The sequence below is a fragment of the Lentzea sp. JNUCC 0626 genome, from assembly GCF_043632865.1.
Classification (GTDB): Bacteria; Actinomycetota; Actinomycetes; order Mycobacteriales; family Pseudonocardiaceae; genus Lentzea.
This window is the reverse complement of sequence record NZ_CP171635.1, coordinates 10,129,862-10,147,884: the sequence shown is the minus strand read 5'-3', so window position 1 is coordinate 10,147,884 and position 18,023 is coordinate 10,129,862. Positions and strand designations below refer to the sequence as shown.

Below are 18,023 nucleotides of genomic sequence, written 5' to 3'. Positions count from 1 at the left end.
GCTAGACATCCGACAATTGTGACGTGGAGTGCTACATCTGCCGAGAATCCTTGTCCGCACGGCTTGACGGGGAACAGGATGGAACGTCCGCCGACCGGATCGACGCGCACCTCGAAAGGTGCGCGCTCTGCAAGACGTGGCACGACAACGCTTTCGCGCTCACCCGCACTCTTCGCGTGCGACCGGCTGTGCAGGTCCCCGACCTGGCCGCAGCGATCCTCGACGCTGCTCCCCCTCTCGCCCCAGCCGCGCCACGCCGCCGACTCCCCGCGGCGTCCTCACGGGTGTCGCGGTCGCCCAGCTCACGCTCGGACTGGCCCAGGTGCTGGGCATCGGCCCTTCCGGGCACAACGGCCACACCGCCGGTGTCGACAACGGCCACCTGGTCAACGAGAGCACGACCTGGAACATCGCACTCGGCCTCGGCTTGCTCTGGACCGCACTGCGCCCCGCCGCGATCTCCGGCACGCTTCCCGTCACAGCGGCGTTCGTCGCCGTGCTGATCCCCTACTCCGGGGGCGACCTGATCAACGGTACCGCCACCACGTCCCGCGTGCTGTCCCACTCGCTGCTGCTCGCCGGGCTCGTCCTGCTCGTACTCGTGCGCCTCAACGAATCCCGCCCCGACGGTGGACGCACACCACGCCAGAACGGGGACACCGACTCAGCGGGCGGCACTTCGGACACACCGGAACACACCGGACGCTCACCAGTCCGACGCCGGGGTCCACTGCGACCGGTGGGCCGACACCACGCCGCTTGAACCCCGGCCGTCGGCTCGTTCACATCGCCTTGGGGGCAATCGTCCAACCGCGACACTCGCAGTTGGACGTTCTTGTTGTAGCAGAGGAAGTTCTCAGGGAGCCTCCGGAGGAACTTCGACAGCAGGAAAAGAAGGTGTTCTCATGACGGAAGGCACGACCCTCGGGTTCACCGACGCGGCGGAGCAACGGCGGCACAACCGCGCCGTCGTCGAGGACTACCTCAGTCGCACCGGGGAAAGCAGACTGACCCGGTATCAGCTGTTCACCGAGGACGGCAGCGCCGGACTGTACACGGCGGACACCCTGGAGCCGGTCGTGTCAAAGGGACACGAGAAGCTGCGCGCGCACGGCGAATGGTCGCTGCAGATGTTCCCCGACTGGGTGTGGTTCAACATCACGATCTTCGAGACGCAGAGTCCCGACCACTTCTGGGCCGAGTGCGACGGAGAGGGAAAGATCCTCTACCCCGGCTACGCACCCGGCCACTACCGCAACCACTTCCTGCACTCGTTCGACTTCCGCGACGGGCGCATCGCCCGGCAGCGTGAGTTCATGAACCCGTTCAACCAGCTGCGCGCGCTCGGAATCGACGTGCCGACGATCAACCGCGGCGGCATCCCCACGTGACTCGTGCCGGACGAGGTGCGCATCGCGGCCCGACACCTTGATCCCCCACAGGCGCGCGATATGACGGCGCAGTCGGCCATCACCCACTGCGCCGAAGGCAGCTCGAATACCGAAGTGGCGCAACGATTGCGGCTAAGCCGCAATCGTTGCGTACGTGGCGGTCGCGGTTCGTGACGGACAGGCTCGACGGCTTGTCTGACGAGCCACGGCCGGGCCGGCCGCGCACGATCAGCGACGATCAGGATCTGGCGGGCGTTCGGTCTCAAGCCGCACCGCGTGGACACGTTCAAGATCAGCAAGGACCCGTTGTTCGTAGACAAGGTCCGCGATCTCGTCGGTCTCCACCTCGACCCGCCCGCCAAAGCCGTCGTGTTGTGCGTGGACGAGAAAACCCAGATCCAGGCCCTGGACCGTTCAGCGCCGGTGCTGCCGATGCTGCCCGGCGTGCCCGAGCGGCACAGTTTCGACTACATCCGGCATGGAACCACGAGCTTGTTCGCCGCGCTGGAGATCGCGACCGGCCAGGTGATCAGCGCGGTCAAACGTCGTCACCGGCACCAGGAATTCCTCGCGTTCCTGCGCACGATCGACAAGAACGTGCCCGCCGGGCTGGATGTCCACGTCATCCTGGACAACCTCAGCACCCACAAGACGCCCGCGGTGAAGACGTGGCTGCTCAAGCATCCGCGCTTCCACCTGCACTTCACGCCGACCAGCTCAAGCTGGCTCAACCTCGTCGAACGGTTCTTCGCCGAGATCACCGTCAAGCTGCTGCGCCGGGGCGTCCACCGCACTGGAGAAAGACATCCGCAACTGGATCGAGCAGTGGAACACCGACACCAAGCCCTACGCCCAGACCCGCTCCGCAGATCAGATCCTCGACTCACTCGCCGCCTACTGCCAGCGAATCAACGACTCAGGACACTAGGCGACTCCGCGCAGCGACACCCACCAATTCTTGAGACCTCCGTTGTCCGCGGGCGCAGTGGCGCTCAGAGACGCTCCGAACTTCGTTTGGCAGGAGGGGTCGCTGTACACCCCGAGCACGACGTGCTGCCCAGCTTGGACAGAGAGACCTGTGTTCTTGTCCTCACCGGTCTTGAGGTTCGGCGCGCAAGTCTGGGCGCCGGTCTCCCAGTTCGCGACGACAACGCTGCGCACCTTGGCCGGGATGTCCTTGCCGATGAACACGATGTTGTACGAGACCGCCGCGGCGGCAGGCTGCGTGATCGCGCCGACGGCTCCGACGGCGAGCACGCAGGCGGCGACGAAGCGTCCGTGCTTGCGGAGTCTCCCCGCAGCGTTTGTGTGAAGCATGGTGACGCTCGCTTTCTGATTCGTCGAGTCACGGGCTTGGCGGCGCGAGCCGCCCGCCCAACCGATTAAACACTCAAAATCACCCGTTCGGACCATCCAATGGCGTCACTCTGTAACTGCCGGAACAAGTTCCGCAGAACGCGGAGTCACGCGTGTCACCACTCACCACATCGGTTTCAGGCCGAACAATTCTTGGCGGCTCAGGTGTGACTACGTCGACAGACCCGTCGCCCCTCAAGATCAGGAAACGCGACGGTGAGCAGCATGAGCGTCGCACGGCTGGCCTGCGTCTCCCAGAAGACCGTGTCACGGGTGTGCCACAACGAGCCTTACGCATCAACCGACGTGCGCACTCGTGTGCTTCAGGCAGCGGACCGGCTGAACTACCGCCCGAACACAGCGGCCAGAGCCCTGGTCTCTGGACACGAGGTCGATCGGGGCGGTCACCCCGGAACCACTTTGCACGAGCTGGCTTCCCTGCTCTTGGGCCTCGAGCAAGCAGCGCACCACCCTCGGTCCGCGACGTTCACCAGCCGCCGGACCGTCACCGCCGGAATCCGCTCCGACCTGTTCGCCCGCGCGGCGACCGAACACCTGCTCGACCTCGGGCACCGGACGGTGCACCACGTCGCCGACCCGGCTCGGTGGTTCTCCGCCAGAGACAGGCTGGCGGCGTGGCACACCACGCTGATCGAGCGCTCCCGACCCGAACTCGCAGTCCCGCAGGCTGATTGGCCCGTGCATCCGGCTACGAGGTCGGCCAGGTGCCGACCGCGAACAGCTCGGTCACGGCCGTCGAACTGATCGTCCGCGCGTCGACAGCACCTCCCCGGTGACGAACAGGGGCCACCTCGATCCGCTTGGGAAGTTCCCGCATGACGACCCTGCCACCGCGTGGGCGAGTCGGCGTGGGAGGCGGAGAACGGCAGGTTCGACCTCGACTGGTTGCAGCCCGTTCTGGACGGCGCACACCAACGCGGCATCTCAGTCGTCCTCGGAACGCCGACCTACGCGGTGCCGCCGTGGCAGTACCCGGAGATCGCGGGCGAGCCCGCCACCGGCCGACGCCTCGGTTGGGCTCGTGCCAGGAGGTGGACTTCACCCATCCGGCTTTCTCTTCCACGAGGAGCGGGTGATTCGCAAGATCGTCGGAAGGTCGCACCGGTTATCGACGCTGGCCGATCTGGTGGACACCGGACGGCAACGCACAGCCGAAGGCAAGCCGGGCCACTGAGTTCATCCGCTGGCAGGCGGACGTCGTGCGCGAGTTCGCCGGCTCGGGCAAGTAGGTCCGGATCGTCCACATCAGACAGCTGGAAGGCCGGACGGGCACGGCACCGGAAGTTGCCACGACCGGACATCCGATCCCGTGCTCGCGCTCTACGGTCATCCCCACTTCGGTCGTTGGCCCACAATCACCACACGGCCTCACGGATCGGGCCGGATCACCTAGGTGGGCGCGGTGCCAGACCACCATCTTGCGGCAGCACTGAGCCAGTGGCTCGCACCAGCGGCCGTCAGCGGCTGGCGACCCCGCCCTCCATCCGTCACCACGACCACCGGAACCTCGCCTGAAGACCGGCGCGTCCACGTCGTTCACAACGGGAGCTGGACGCCTGTCGACGTAGCCACCCCGGTCAAGCTGAAGGACGTCCTCAAAAGGCACGATCGACGACGCGGTGCGCCTCGGCCCGTGGGACGTGCGGATCTTCACGGATGAGGGCTGAAAACTGGATGTGGGCTCCGTTCAGAGGATGAACGGAGCCCCACATCTCACGTGCTCGTCGTCACGACCAGCCCGGTCACCTGCAACCCGGCCACGACCGGAAGGTCCACATGGGATTCGACCGGATGTTGCCGCCTGCTGGGAAAGAGGCGATCTGCGGGCGCTGAACCGACCGAGGGGCGGCCTGGACCGGCTGACCGAACTGCCCGGCGAACCACGGCATCCGCGCCGGCAGCGCGACGGCCTGCACGCGCTGGACCACTTCAGGAGCGATCTTCGCGGGCTGAACCGCTTCGACAACGGCTTGCACCTGCTGAACCGGCTGAGCGACGACCTTCGCGAGCGGAGTCACCGGCCGCGACCGTTCAGGCACGATGCTCCTGCCCACCGCCTCTGGCTTCGGGGTAGTCGCCGAAGGCTGCACCTCGGCGACGGTGTCGGCTGCCGGCACCTTGACCGGAAGGACAGGTGGCGGCAGGACTGGAATCCCGTCGTCGACAGGCGGGTCTGTCGGTTGCACGTCGGCAGGAGCGAACGTGGTGAGCACCGGACGGAACGGAGCCGCGGAGGGCTCATCCGGCGAGCTCACCAGTACCCCCGCCACCGCGAGCCCGGCCACCACCCCGGAGGCCGCGAGCATCCACAAGCCCTTCGCGATGGGAGTGCCCACCGCAGTGCCGGGACCCCCCTGGTGGATTGAGTCGGACATGAGAACCTCGCAGTCAAGTTGTCTCGACGTGCCGGCCTCGGGTTCTGCAGAACCGTCCATCCCGAGGCTCGTGCGGATCAGAAACTGATCAATTCGTGTTGCAGTTGTTTCCGGTTGAGACGAGATCGAGCTCTCCGTCGTCCAGGATCCGGAAACAGGTGTTCGTGTTGTTCTTGTAGGGACCGAAGGTGGTGTTGTAGACGCCGTACTTGAGCGCGAAGGTCAGATCTCCCCTGCTCGCGCCGGCGAAGAACTCGTTGCCGTGGCCAGAGCTGACGTCGATGGTGCACTTGAAATCACGGGGAGCCGTGACGGTGATCCTGGCGTTCGAATCCCCGTGGTTCTGGAAGTGCCACAGGTATCCGCCGCTGTCACGCGGGCAGTCGTTCGTGACGGCGAGGGCAGAGGGAGCGGCCGGGATCGCGCCCAACGTGAGGATGCCCACCGCCAGAAGCGCTGCACGCCTCCCGATGTTTTTCAGGTTCACGTTCACTCCACTTCTTGGACACAAGTCGGTCAGTGCACCCACCTACGGGTGCACGACCACGTGACCTAATTCATTTCCATGACATCCCAGCCGGACAGAACACCGCAATCCGAAACACCAGGAGGACTTGCCGCTTTCTTCGGAACCAGACGGACACCTCAACGGAGGTCGGGAAAACTCTCCCGCGTTGACCTTGCTGAAATGACGGCAGCAGCAACGCGATGAGCGGTGCCACCGGCCCCGCCGGTCATTCCGTTCACGCCGTGACCGAGATCTTCCCCGCACCGGCGCCACCGGTGACGATGGCCTCGACGTCTTCCGCCGGATCCGGCGAGTACGTGTACGGAATGGGCTTGACACCGCCGTTGGTGGATTCGCCCTGCCCGGAGCCGACGAGCTGATTGTCCTTGGCCACCAGGGATCCAGGACCGGAGTCTCCTTCTCCGAGGTGGTAGGGGTCCTCGGTGTTCTCGAAGGAGTTCGCCTCGACCAGCACGCCGGCGTCCGTGGTCGATGCAACGCCATAGCTGTCAACGTCGCTGTAGTAGTTGTTGTAGACGTGCACCGGATTGCCGTACCGCACGCGGGGACTGCGCTGGTCGCCCTCGAACCAGTTGTGGTCGTAGGTCACCCGCAGCGCGCCGCTGTCCTCAGCCCCGTTGTCGTCGGCATGCCCCAGCATCATGGACTTGTCCTGGTCGTAGACGTGGTTCCAGGACACGGTGACGTAGTCGGAGCCGCGTTTGATGTCGACGGCGCCGTCCTTCGCGTTGGAGATCGTGTTGTGGTCGATCCAGACGTTCTTGGAACGCTCGACCTGGATCGCGTCGTCCGACGACCCCTTGAAGTTCAGGTTGCGGATGATGACGTTGTTGGCGTCGCTCACGTTCAGCCCGCCGCCGGTGATCCCAGCTCCGTCGCCGACACCCAGAACTGTCTTGTCCGAACCGACCTTAAGCATGCCGTCCACGTTGATGTTGCCCTTGACGTGGATGACCGCCGGTCCGTCCTTCGCCAGCGCCGCTTCGAGTTCCTCGGCCGTGGTCACGACGATCGGAGTGGCGTCGCCGCCTCCGGTCGTGCCGCCGTTCTCCGTGGCCCAGCCGGTCACGCCGTTGGGCTGAGCACCGGACCCGGTGTTGGTGTTGGTGTTCCCTCCCCCACCTGAACTTCCTTGCTCGCCGTCCTCCACGGGGTTCAGGGCCTGCCCGTGTTCGCGGTACTGGGAGGCCAGATCAGTCAGATGCTGACGCAACTTTGGCAACATCTGCTGTTCGGTGTTGTGCTGCACGGTCCGGACGAGTTTGGCCCCGTCGACGTCAAGCCCGGCCGCAGCCGCTTTGGACACGACGTCGAGAGCCTTCTCCGTGTTGACTCTCATCTGCTCGCGGCCTTCCTCCATGGTGCCGTTCCACGAACTGGAGAAGGCCTGGATGGCCCGCGCGATGCCTTCCATGCTGCCCGGGTACGAAGCGATGATCTCCCTCGCGCCTTGCACCCGCGTGCCGAGCCGACGCCCGGACTCCTGCACGCTGGTACCGGACGCGCCCTGAAACGTGTCCTCCAGATGCCGCATCCTGTTGTCGAGCCCGGTTTTGGCGTCCTCGTAGGCGGTACCCGCGCGCCGGAAGAGCTCGGCTTTCTCCCGCCACGCCGCCGCTGCCGCGCCGGCGGTGCCCAGGTCGTCCAGGCCTCCCGCGGCAGACTGCAGTTCGGCGAGTGTCTGGTAGCTCCCGAACTCGTCGTCGGGTGAACCGTTGTCGACCGAGTTCGACGGGGCAGTCATGGGTGACCAAGTCCTTCCTGGCGCGGAGAAGAAGCCGCAGCGGCGAGAACGTATCGCTGATGATCTTGGTCTCCAGGACCGCAGGGACAACGAATCCCTTGCGCCAAGGGGAAACCCTCAGTCCCCAGGTCGAGCAGCCGCTGCGGCCGCACCGAGCACCTCGGCCGCCCCGTCCTTCACCGCCCGCACGAGACAGGTTCCAGCCCACCCGGATCCGAGCACCGTCATGTCGCCGCCAGCTCCCAGATCGGTGCTCTTTCGCTTGCCTCCGGCAACGCTCTGGCGCGGCCGACCGGGGCGCCGGCCGCGCCAGAGGAACGTTGTGGCTGTGGCCGCGTGAGGCCGGCTGCTCGTCGAACACCGGATCACGTCACATCGATACGACGAACCGCAAGCGGCGTGCCGCGCAGCACCGGATCACCTGCGCACCGCGCGAGTCAGGTCCGCGGCGGTCGACCTGCCCGGAACGGCGACCGAGCTCCACGCCGCCAGGAACTCCATTCCGAACGGCTGCCCCCGTGAAAGCCTAAGCCGGCAGGTCTTTCAACGCGGGCTCCTCCACCCACACGTACTCCTGCGGCTCGTACCTCTCCATTCGCTTCAGCAACCTGTCCAGGTCGATGTCCACCAGCAGCATGTTGCGGTACGGAACCTTCAGGAATCCTTCCAGCACCATGTTGTTGACCATTGCGAGCAAGTGGTCGTAGTACCCGTCGACGTTGAGCAGGCCGATCGGCTTCGCGTGCAGATCGAGTTGCGCCCAAGTCCAGATCTCGAAGAGCTCGTCCAGGGTGCCCGCACCCCCCGGCAGCGCGATGAAGGCGTCCGCGAAGTCCGCCATCAGGCTCTTGCGCTCGTGCATGGTGCCCACGACGTGCAACTCGGTCAGGCCATCGTGAGCGATCTCCCACGCGAGCATGTGCTCCGGAATCACGCCGATCACCGAGCCTCCGGCCTCCAGCGCGCCGTCGGCCACCGCACCCATGGTGCCGATCCGCCCTCCGCCGTAGACGACCTCCACGCCTCGTTTCGCGAGCACCCGACCCAGGTCGGCCGCAACCTCCATGTGCCGCACACGGCCAGCCGATGAACCACAGAACACAGCAATCCTCATGAACACATGATATTCCGGAAATATCCGTCGCAAAAACCATTGGAATCCCTTTACTCACCCTGTAACAGAAATTGTCGAATCGTTCTCCGAAGCACGTGGATTCCAACCTACAGGGCAACACGGGAGGTCGAGAATGAAGGGATATCACCCTTACCCCAGGGAGTTCGACAATGAATTATGTCCACCTCGTCGCCGGCCCGACCGGAGCCGGAAAGTCAGAGGTCGCCATGAACCTCGCCGATGAGCACGGCGCTCCCGTCGTCGTGGCCGATCGGATCCAGTGCTACCTCGACCTGCCGGTGACCAGCGCCCGGCTCGACGCCGAAGGCCGCCACCACATCGCCGAACGAACGGTGACCGACGGCGACTACCCCACTCACGAGGCAGCGGCCGCCCTCCTGAGGGCGGTGGAGTTGCTGATCCGCAACAACGAACACGTGATCGTGGAAGGCGGATCCCTCTCACTTCTGCGCAGATTCGCGGCGTGCCGGGGCCGGTTCCCGTTCCAGCTGGACACCCGAGTGCTCGAACCCCTCGACTGGTCGGCGCATCTGACCCGCCTGCGCGCACGATCCGAACAGATGCTCAGGAACGGCATGCTCGACGAGATCGCCAAGGCCTGGCAACACCAGGCCCAGCACGCGTTCGTGGCCTCGATCAACGGGCCGGAGGCCGTGCTGGCCTGGTGCGGCGAAACCAGTACCCGCCCAGAAGACCTCCCCCACGCCGAGGAGGCCGAAGTCGCTGAACTCGCCAAACGAGTCGCACTCGTCCACTTCGAGCACAGCTACGAGCAGCGCGACGTGTTCAGCCAGCTGTTCGGCCGGAGCCACAGCCCGTCGCTGACGGTGGGCGACAGGTAGCAGGACGACACTTCCAGCTCGGGCCGACCCCACCGGCGAACGAAGCTAGGATCGCAGGTTGTGTTCAACGCGCAACGGCCCGAGGTACTCGACAGGAATTCCCCGTGGACCACCTCGGTGATCGAGCGGACCGTCCTCGCCGTGGTGCACAACGTGACCGCCGCCACCCGGCTTTTCGACATCCTCCCGGTCATTGCCGACGACCCGCGCATCCAGGTGCATTTCACGTGCCCCGAGTCGTCGCCGTTCCACGGGCAGATCGTCGAGTACTTCTCCGCGCGCGAGGTCACTCCCGTGCCTTGGAAGCTGGCTTCCGAGACACGGTTCGACCTCGCCGTGGCCGCCAGCCACGGCGGTCCACTGAACAAGTTGCGCGTTCCTCTGATAATCATTCCCCACGGAATTGGATACAATAAATACTTGGACCGGAAACCGGAAACCGGAAACCGGAAACCGGAAACCGGAAACCGGAAACCGGAAACCGGAAACCGGAAACCGGAAACCGGAAACCGGAAACCGGTTTTCGGGATGGCCCCGGAATGGTTGCTGCACCAAGGCCGTCCGATCGCGTCCTCGTTGGTGCTGTCCCACCCTGAACAGCTCGACCGGCTTCGCCAGTCCTGCCCCGAAGCAGCAGCGGTGGCCGTCGTCGCCGGCGATCCCTGCTTCGACCGGATGCTCGCCAGCACACCGCTGCGTTCCCTGTACCGCGACGCGCTCGGTGTCGGCTCATCGCAACGTCTGATCCTCGTCTCGTCCACGTGGGGGCCGAGCTCTCTGCACGGCAAGCAGCCCGAGCTCGTTTCCAGGCTCCGCTCCGAACTCCCGCTGGACGACTACGCGATCGCGGTCGCGCTGCACCCGAACATCTGGTCGGCGCACACACCCTGGCAGATCCGCAGGTGGCTGAACGCCTGTGTGCGGTCCGGTGTGCACGTCTTCCCCGCCGACGAGGGCTGGCGGGCCGGATTGGTCGCCGCAGACCTGGTAGTCGGCGACCACGGCTCGGTCACGTTCTACGGAGCCTCGCTGGGCAGGCCTGTTCTGCTGGCCGAACGCCCGCACGAGACCGTTGATCCCGTCTCGGCGATCGGCAGGTTCCTCGCCGTCGCCGACGCACTCGATTCCGGGCAACCTCTGCGCCCGCAGATCGACCGCGCGACGACACGGCGCCGAGATGCCCACCTCGACCGCCTGGCCGACCTCACCACCTCCGCACCGCTCAAGGCTCACGCCCTGCTGCGCAGCGAGCTCTATCGCCTGCTTCGCCTGGAAGAGCCGACCATCCCGGCTGAACCGGCAGCTGTCCCAATACCCGTCACCAGTCCGTCACTCCCGGCGGTGCAGCAGGTGCACGTCACCCTCGAACGCCAGGACCAGTCTCTCCGCGCCACGGCCGTGCGTCTCTCCGACAACGCGGTCGAGCACGGCCGACCGCTCGCCGATGGCGCCCACCTGGTGGTCAGCACGGACGAGCCGGCCAAAAGCGCGTTGCAGCTCGCCGATGTCATCGTGCACAACACTTCCAGCCGGACGACAGACTGGATCGGCGAGACGTTGAGCGCGCTGCCGGGCTCGGCGCTGGTGACGCGCCCCGGTCCAGACGGAACCTGGCTCGTCGGCGACCGCGACGGACACTTGGTGCGCTTCGAGCACACCGGTCATGCCGGACCGGTTCTGGCTTCCGTGGTCTTCGCCTGGATCGCCGGCGGCAGCAAGGCGTGCGAACTGCCCCGCCGTGTCGAGATCCTTCTCGGTGGCAAGACTCATCAGGTTGATGCGCGCCCGGCTCCATGCCGATGTTCCAGCGGACTACCGCAGGCCGACCGACCGGAGGTCGTCGAGTCGCAGCCAGCTGTCGGCGAACAGCACGGCCCGCCACCCAGTTGAGGAAACTTCGACTCGGTGAACAAGCGATCTGGCGCGCGGTTCAGTTCAGGTCAGTGAGTCGTTCCTGGACCGCTAGCGCCGATCGCACCAGACCTCGCTCCTCATAGATCATCAACGCCTCGCGGTACAGCTCAACCGCTACGGCGACGTCGTTCTCCAGCTCTGCCAGCGCTTCCAGGACCTCCGCGCGATCAGCCTGGTGCTTGTGCTCGGTGGCCAGGGAGAGCGCTTCCCGCAGCCGCGGGCCACCTTCGACCCCCAGCTTCCGGCCTTGCCACAGCAACACCTTCGCCAGGTTCTGCGGCTCCGGCACAGGAAGCGATCGGAACCCTTCATACGCGCGGTCGAGCAGAACGAGTGCCCGTTCCGGAGCTTCCGGTTTGGCTCCGTGCAAGCACGCCAGGGCGATCCGCCGCGGGTCACCGATGTTCTCGGCCAGCTCCAGATTGCGTCGCAACAACGCCACCGCCTGCGGGACGTCTCCGGCGTCGAACGCGGCGAGCCCGGCACACTCCTGCGCGGTAGCGGCGAGGTCCGCTCTGCGCGCACTCTCCGCGAGCCGGATCGCCTCGGTGCACACGGTGATCGCGTCGCGGAACCGGCCGAACCCGCGATGAGCGAACCCTTCCTGCACGAGCAGAAGCGCCTTCACCACGTCCGCACCCAGGCCGTCGGCCGCCTGGAGGCCCCGGGCATGGGTGGCCAGCAGGTCGTCGGCGTACTTCTCCGCCAGGAACAGCCACCACTGCGACACGCACAGCCGCAGTACGGACTCCAGCTCCCCGAGCTTGAACGCCAACGCGACGGCGGAACGCAGGTTGGTCCGTTCCGCGCGCATCCACGCGCCCGCGTCCGCGGCAGCAGGATGAGAACCGTCCACGATCGCCCCAGGGAAGAACTCGGCACGCCAGGGCCGCTGCGGCAGGAGCGCGGCATCGGCGGTGATCGCGCCGGTCACATACCAAGCCACGTACGCCCGTTCGACGGCAAGACGTGCCGAGGACTCCTCCACCGCGCCGGCGACCGACCTGGCGTGTTCGTGGACCAGTTTGTGCATGGTCACACGGCCCGCACGATGCTGGTCGACCATGCGCAGGTGGTGAAGCTCGCGGATCACGGGGCGAAGGGACGCGTCGGGCACTCCCAGTGCGACCGCCAGCGCCGCGACCGACACGTCGTCACCGTGCGGATGCAAGCCCAGCACGCGGTAAGTGCGCTGAGCGAGGCGGCCGAGCCTGCTGTACCCCGCGTCGAACACCATGCCGAGCGACGGCTCGCCGCCCACGGTGACGCTCGTGATCCCGGTCGCCGGATCGTTCAGCTCGTCGACCAGTTCCGCCAACGCGAGATGCGACGACTCTGCGAGCAGGACTCCGACGACGCACAGGGCTGACGGCAGTCCGGCGCACATCGAGACCAGGGCATCGCGCGCCGTCGGCTCCTCGTCGATCCGGTCTCCCGCGAACGTCCGCAGCAGAACGATGGCCATCTCGTCCTCGAGGGGCTGGACGTCGACCTGTGCCGCGTTGCTCTGCAGCAGCGTGCCGAACGACCCGTGGCCGGTGACCAAGACCATCGAAGGTCCCCTGCCCGGCAGCAACGAGCGCACCTGCGCGGGGGTCACGGCGTCGTCGAGCAATATCTGAAACGACCTGTCGTGGGTCAACGACCTGAACATGCTCGTGCGTGATTCAAGGTCGGCGGGAATCTGCGAGCGATCGACCCCCAGCCCGGCGAGAAAGCCCGCCAGCACCTCGGCCGGCGCGCTGGTCTGATCGGTCCAGGCTCCCAGGTTCGCGTAGAGCTGACCGTCGGGGAAACGAGCCGCGTTGCCGTGCAACCAGTGCAACGCGACCGTCGACTTGCCACTGCCTCGTTGCCCGCGCAGCACCCTGACGACCGGGCCGTCGTCACCGACCGCGTCCAACGCCTCGTCCAGCTGGCGAAGCACTCGTTTCTGGTTGACCAGCTTCGTGATCGCGCCAGGAAGCTGGCGAGGCCTGGGATCCCGGGGACCGGAGTGCAGGTGGATCTCACCGACGTGAGCTGCCTGCACAACGTTGCCCGCAGCGCCGCTCATCGCGTTCGTCACGTCGGATTCGTCCGCCACGTCGCGCCTCCACGCTCCGGCAAAGATCGATTCCGACAGCCTATCGGGCACGTCACGAGTTGGGCACGCGTAGTGACAACTCGCAGGTCGTTTCCGCGTGGCAGATTCACCCAGCGCGAGTAGCATCCGTCGGACCTCGATCTCCGAGGAGGGGTGACGCGGTGGGCCAGATCGACCTCGCCGAGCACGATGCCCTCACCCCTTATGCGCTTCTCGCAGCCGAAGCAGTCGGTTTCGACTTCGCCACCCTGTCGTGTGCCGACGGGCGGCCACCGGAGCCGGCAGGGTTGAGAGGAGCCTTGGTTCACCACCTCAGGCTGTTCTGGCGGACGGTGACACCCGAGATCCGTCACAGCCGGACTTCTCAGCCCGAGCTGGTTCCCAGCCCCGCGGAGTTCGTAGAACGAGCCCAGCGCAGCGACGATCCCCTTCAGCGGTTCCTCGCTCGGAAGCGCGCCGAGTTGCCGCGACTCGTGGCCGGAGACGGCGACAGCTCCTCGGATCGCGCCGCCCGGACCTGGTCCGAGATCCGGGCTGACAGGTCGCTCTCGCGCGCGTTCGACGAGCACATGGTGAGCCGGGCGACGACGGCCAATGTGTTCGCACCTGAGCTGTTCACCCTGCCGGCGGGCCGCATCGTCGACGTCGGCGGAGGACCCGGCCACTACCTGGCGCGGGCGCTGGCCGTGGCCGGGGCACGCTGGAACGGTGTGCTCCTGGAGACCTACGACGACGCCGGCTGGTGGTGCGGCACCGGCCACGAGTCCGGTGTCGACCTGCTGATCGTGCCGGCCGAGCCAATCGCCCCGCCTCCGCCGGCGGACGTCTACCTGCTCGGAAGCATCCTGCACGACCTGGCCGACGCGGAGGCGGCGTTCCTGCTCCGTTCGTGCCGCGAATCGGGCCGGCCGGGATCCTCGATCGTGATCATCGAGCGTGCCTTCGACCCGGCGGTTCTCCGGCACTCCGCCCGGAACCTGGACATGCACGTCCTGTTCGGCGGACGCGAACGAAGCCGGACCGAGTACCTCCGCATGATCGAGTCGGCCGGGTACTCCCGCCCTGAAGTCACCACGACGCACGACGCCTATCAGGTGTTCACCGCGTGCAGGGGGGTGTGATGAGCAGAGGGTTCGCCGACAGGGTCCGCGTCTCGATCAGGCGGGTGCGCACGGTCGTCTACCTCTCCGCCCACGTCCTGCTGGTACTGCTCGGCGCGTTCATCTCCGCGGTCGGTGGATCGATCGGCGTGGCCGTCGGCACGTCCGTCATCGCCACCGGCATCAGCGGAATGATCGTGTTCGGGTGGATCGTCTTCAGCGAGGAGGACGCGGAACGGCGAAAGGCGATGGACGAGTTCGGCTTCGTGACCGCCTTTCCACACCGGTCCATCCAGATCAAGACCGAGTACGAGGCGAGGATCTCCCGCGCCTCCCACAGGATCGACATCATGGGATACGGCCTCAACGCTCTGCGGGAGGACTTCTCCGAGAGGTTCCGCGAGTGGTCGACACGTGCGGAAGTGCGTGTGCTCCTCGTCGAGCCGTCAACGGCGGGGCTCGGCACCTCCTTCACCGCGCTGCGTGATCGCGAGGAGCGGAACAACGCCGGAAAGACGGACGACGAGATCCGCCGGTTCATCGAAGAGACCCGGCCGCTATGGTCGGACGCCCAGGTGCGGTTCGATCTGCGGCTGGCCAAGACGCTGCCCAGCGTGAACATGTTCCGAATCGACGACGAGTCGTTCTGGGGCCCGTACCTGATCCTGAGCGGCCAGTCCGGACGCGCGAGCCGCAATCTCCCGACGATGATCGTCAAGCGCCCCGGCTACATGTACGAGCGCCTGGTGGACCACTTCGAGGAGATCTGGTCGAACGACGCGCTGTCCCGCGCACCGATCCCGACGGACGTCTGAGATGGCGCGTGAGGTCTCACTGATCGCCTACCCCTGGGTGCACTTCGGTTTGATCGATCTGGGCTCCGTGACGCCACGGGCCTATGGCGGTGCCGGAGCGTCGTTCTCGGCTTGGCCGGTCAGGACGCGCGCCGAGCGCTCCCCGAGGTTCGGGCTCACCTCAGACTCCGAACCTCTCACTCGACTCAAGGTGACCGCCGCGTTCGAGCGGGCGGCAGCCGCGGGGCTCGACACCCGCGCGGCGCTGTCGATCACAGCTGCTCTGCCTGCTCACGTCGGGTTCGGGGCAGGCACCGCAACTGTCCTGTCCGCGCTGGCGGCGGTGGCCAGGTTGCACGATTGGCCGACGTCACCAGCCGATCTGGTGAAGCTGAGCGGGAGGGGTCGCACCTCCGGTGTAGGCTCCGCCGCGTTCTTCACCGGAGGATTCGTCGTCGACGCGGGTCAACGGGGACACCCGGTTGACGGGTGTTACCGGCCGTCGCACGACCCCCAGGACCGTCCACCATCGACGACGACGGGATCGTGGCCGATACCTGCCGACTGGCGGATATCGCTGGTGATCCCGGAGTTGCGGCCGACAGTGGCACCGGACGCCGAAGGCGGGTTCTTCCGGTCGAACACACCTGTATCCAGCGAGGACGTGCTGTGGCAGATAGCGCACCTTTACCACGGGATGCTGCCCGCGCTGGCCGAGGCGGATCTGCCCGCGTTCGCGCGAAGTCTCGCCGGCTACCAGCGCCGCGGCTTCAAGCAGGCGGAGATCGCCGCGCAGCCGGAGTCGGTTCGGCAGGTCATCGCCGACGCGTGGGAACTCGGACTCGCAGCGGGCTTGAGCAGCCTCGGCCCCGCGGTGTTCCTGGTGCACGACGCCGCCACCGCGGTGACCGAGATCGGCCTCGACCTGAACGGATGCTCAGCCGCAGGCCCGTTCGAGTTCCGCACCAGCGGAGCCTCCTGCGAGGTGCGTGAAAGTTGACCATTCCAGAGGACTCCGTGCTGACCACCATCTACTTCGCGACGTCGAACCTCGGCAAGCTGGCGCAGGCCCGGCTCGTCCTGCGCCAGCACGGTTTCGAGGTCGCCCAGATGCTCACGCACCGCAACGAGTACACCGAGCCGTACGGGCTCGAGCGGGAAGAGTTCCTCAGCGTGGGGCTCAGGGAGATCATCGACCGGGCCGGCGGGCCCAGGATCGTGTTCATCGAGGACACGACCGTTCGCATCCACGCGCTGAGCAAGTCCGCCGACGAGTTTCCCGGACAGCAGACCAAAGAATGGTTCGCGGGTACCACGCACGCGGAACTGGTCGCGCAGATCGAGGACGCTGGGGGTGACCGCACCGCGACGGTCAGATCCGACATCGCTCTGCACGTTCCGGAACTGGGCAGGTTCGTCTTCTTCTCCGGTGTCCAGACGGGTGCTGTCGCCGACGTCCCCGCCACCGGCGACAGCAACGTGGCGTATCCGTGGCTCGGCAAGCGCGACTTCAGCTCCTGGTTCGTCCCGGCCGGCGGCAACCGGCCGCTGGCCGCGATGAGCTACGAGGAATCCCGGAAGTTCGACTACCGCGAACGATGCCTCCACGCGGTGGCCGTCCGGCTGCAGGAGTACCAGGCGGTCGGCAAGTCGGCCGGATCCCTCTTCAGGCGCCGCAGAACGCGTGTGCCCGGGCAGATGAGCCTGGTGTCCGATCTCAGGGTGGACAGCCTCGTCGTCGTCGTGGGCAAGATCGGAGCGGGCAAGACCACGATCGGCCGTTACCTCACCATGGCCCACGACCTGCCACACCTCGAAGGCAGTGCGTTGGTCGCGAAACTGGCCGCCCAGCAGGGAATCAACGGGCGATCCGGCTTCGAACTCGCGGACGAGCTGTTCGACAGGTGCGGCCGGGACGCCGTGGAACGCCTGGCCGTGTGGCCTGAGTTCGAACGGGGAGACGGCCCGCTCGTCTACACCGGGGCCCGGACGCTGGAAGGCCTGCTGTACCTGAAGAAGAAGGCCGACGAAGCAGGCAGGCGCTGCGTCGTGTGGTTCGTGGAAGCCACTGACATGTCCAGGCACGTGAGGATCATCGAGCGCGTGCGAGAAGGCGATGACGTCGCCCCGCAGACCTTCGCCAACGACTCGGCACGTGACATGGAGTACGGCGCCGCCAAGTACGCCGACGTCATCGCGGACTGCTACATCGGCAACACTAAAGGCGTGAGTGAGCTCCTGGACGCGGCTGCACGCGCCGTTGTCGCCCAAGACGGAGAGTTCGGCAAGCCCGCTCTGACCAGCCGGCGGAACGCAGTCCGCAGAGCGCTCGACGCAGGAGACCTCGAGAAGCTCCTGATCGAGTTCCCCGACCTGGTGACTTCCACCGTCACCCTCGACGGAGCGTTGGAGCTCACTGGTCGCGGAACTCTGGTGCAAGAACTCGTCGACATGACACCGCCCACGACCAGCAAACGGCGGCACAACCGCTACGCGCCGAAGTGATCAGCTTGCACCCCCGCCGGAGCCTGCCGCTGGCTGCCGGAGGTCATGGGGCCCGGCAGCCAGCGGACGCCACCCCGCAGGTGACGTCAGCTTCGCAGCTGCTGCCCACATGGTAGGCGCGACAGATCCGCGCACACGTCCGCGCCAGACGGAAAAAACTCCGAAGAATCCCGGAACGCACGGTCGACCGCGTCCTCGTCCACCGGAAGCTCCACCATCCCAAGAGGACAA

Annotated in this window: 16 protein-coding genes and 2 pseudogenes; 12 read left to right on the top strand and 6 right to left on the bottom strand. The window is 66.4% G+C overall.

Features of this window, described 5'->3' with window-relative positions; genetic code table 11:
* Positions 1–23 precede the first annotated feature (23 nt).
* The 4 genes and pseudogenes from JNUCC0626_RS47630 to JNUCC0626_RS47615 form a co-directional block, all read left to right on the top strand.
* A pseudogene (locus JNUCC0626_RS47630) lies at positions 24–83 on the top strand (hypothetical protein); the annotation flags it as partial.
* Between the two features lie 239 nt (positions 84–322).
* Positions 323–763, top strand: a complete 441-nt coding sequence (locus JNUCC0626_RS47625; RefSeq protein WP_394622280.1) for a hypothetical protein — start codon at positions 323–325, stop codon at positions 761–763.
* 142 nt (positions 764–905) lie between these two features.
* On the top strand, positions 906–1,391 hold the full coding sequence (locus JNUCC0626_RS47620) for a PhzA/PhzB family protein (RefSeq protein ID WP_394617199.1): 486 nt from the start codon (positions 906–908) through the stop codon (positions 1,389–1,391).
* 21 nt (positions 1,392–1,412) lie between these two features.
* Positions 1,413–2,319 (top strand): annotated as a pseudogene (locus JNUCC0626_RS47615) (IS630 family transposase).
* Here the strand turns inward: JNUCC0626_RS47615 and JNUCC0626_RS47610 are convergent.
* On the bottom strand, positions 2,316–2,708 hold the full coding sequence (locus tag JNUCC0626_RS47610; RefSeq protein WP_394617198.1) for a hypothetical protein: 393 nt from the start codon (positions 2,706–2,708) through the stop codon (positions 2,316–2,318). The pseudogene JNUCC0626_RS47615 and the gene JNUCC0626_RS47610 overlap by 4 nt on opposite strands.
* Positions 2,709–2,972: 264 nt before the next feature.
* Here JNUCC0626_RS47610 and JNUCC0626_RS47605 point away from each other — a divergent pair, with 264 nt between their 5' ends.
* Together JNUCC0626_RS47605 and JNUCC0626_RS47600 are read left to right on the top strand one after the other, a co-directional pair.
* On the top strand, positions 2,973–3,512 hold the full coding sequence (locus tag JNUCC0626_RS47605) for a LacI family DNA-binding transcriptional regulator (RefSeq protein WP_394617197.1): 540 nt from the start codon (positions 2,973–2,975) through the stop codon (positions 3,510–3,512).
* 90 nt (positions 3,513–3,602) lie between these two features.
* On the top strand, positions 3,603–4,283 hold the full coding sequence (locus JNUCC0626_RS47600) for a beta-galactosidase (protein WP_394617196.1): 681 nt from the start codon (positions 3,603–3,605) through the stop codon (positions 4,281–4,283).
* Positions 4,284–4,510: 227 nt separating this feature from the next.
* Here the strand turns inward: JNUCC0626_RS47600 and JNUCC0626_RS47595 are convergent, their stop codons facing one another.
* From JNUCC0626_RS47595 to JNUCC0626_RS47580, 4 genes are all read right to left on the bottom strand, one after another.
* A complete protein-coding gene (locus JNUCC0626_RS47595) occupies positions 4,511–5,203 on the bottom strand; it encodes a hypothetical protein (protein ID WP_394617195.1) in 693 nt (230 codons plus the stop codon).
* 28 nt (positions 5,204–5,231) lie between these two features.
* Positions 5,232–5,636: a hypothetical protein gene (locus tag JNUCC0626_RS47590; RefSeq protein WP_394617194.1), complete on the bottom strand. Its 405-nt coding sequence runs from the start codon at positions 5,634–5,636 to the stop codon at positions 5,232–5,234.
* A gap of 250 nt (positions 5,637–5,886) precedes the next feature.
* On the bottom strand, positions 5,887–7,416 hold the full coding sequence (locus JNUCC0626_RS47585; RefSeq protein WP_394617193.1) for a pectate lyase family protein: 1,530 nt from the start codon (positions 7,414–7,416) through the stop codon (positions 5,887–5,889).
* A gap of 526 nt (positions 7,417–7,942) precedes the next feature.
* Positions 7,943–8,530 (bottom strand): TIGR00730 family Rossman fold protein, encoded by a 588-nt coding sequence (locus JNUCC0626_RS47580; RefSeq protein ID WP_394617192.1) that lies wholly within the window; start codon positions 8,528–8,530, stop codon positions 7,943–7,945.
* A 170-nt stretch (positions 8,531–8,700) separates the two neighbouring features.
* On the opposite strand from JNUCC0626_RS47580, the gene JNUCC0626_RS47575 reads away from it, so the two are divergent.
* Together JNUCC0626_RS47575 and JNUCC0626_RS47570 are read left to right on the top strand one after the other, a co-directional pair.
* Positions 8,701–9,393 (top strand): isopentenyl transferase family protein, encoded by a 693-nt coding sequence (locus JNUCC0626_RS47575; protein ID WP_394617191.1) that lies wholly within the window; start codon positions 8,701–8,703, stop codon positions 9,391–9,393.
* Positions 9,394–9,453: 60 nt separating this feature from the next.
* Positions 9,454–11,283 carry a hypothetical protein gene (locus JNUCC0626_RS47570; protein WP_394617190.1) on the top strand — a complete coding sequence of 610 codons (1,830 nt, stop codon included), beginning with the start codon at positions 9,454–9,456 and terminating at the stop codon, positions 11,281–11,283.
* Between the two features lie 40 nt (positions 11,284–11,323).
* Here JNUCC0626_RS47570 and JNUCC0626_RS47565 read toward each other — a convergent pair whose 3' ends face one another.
* A complete protein-coding gene (locus tag JNUCC0626_RS47565; RefSeq protein ID WP_394617189.1) occupies positions 11,324–13,393 on the bottom strand; it encodes an NB-ARC domain-containing protein in 2,070 nt (689 codons plus the stop codon).
* Between the two features lie 332 nt (positions 13,394–13,725).
* Here JNUCC0626_RS47565 and JNUCC0626_RS47560 point away from each other — a divergent pair, with 332 nt between their 5' ends.
* From JNUCC0626_RS47560 to JNUCC0626_RS47545, 4 genes are read left to right on the top strand one after another with little or no spacing between them, the layout of a single operon-like run.
* Entirely contained in the window at positions 13,726–14,514 is a 789-nt protein-coding gene (locus JNUCC0626_RS47560; RefSeq protein WP_394617188.1) for a methyltransferase, read from the top strand.
* A complete protein-coding gene (locus JNUCC0626_RS47555; RefSeq protein ID WP_394617187.1) occupies positions 14,514–15,308 on the top strand; it encodes a hypothetical protein in 795 nt (264 codons plus the stop codon). Before JNUCC0626_RS47560 ends, JNUCC0626_RS47555 begins: the two co-directional genes overlap by 1 nt.
* A 1-nt stretch (position 15,309) precedes the next feature.
* The gene (locus JNUCC0626_RS47550; protein WP_394617186.1) at positions 15,310–16,287 is read left to right on the top strand and encodes a beta-ribofuranosylaminobenzene 5'-phosphate synthase family protein; all 978 of its coding nucleotides are present in this window, start codon (positions 15,310–15,312) and stop codon (positions 16,285–16,287) included.
* Positions 16,284–17,792 (top strand): non-canonical purine NTP pyrophosphatase, encoded by a 1,509-nt coding sequence (locus JNUCC0626_RS47545; protein WP_394617185.1) that lies wholly within the window; start codon positions 16,284–16,286, stop codon positions 17,790–17,792. Before JNUCC0626_RS47550 ends, JNUCC0626_RS47545 begins: the two co-directional genes overlap by 4 nt.
* The last annotated feature ends 231 nt before the right edge of the window (positions 17,793–18,023 follow it).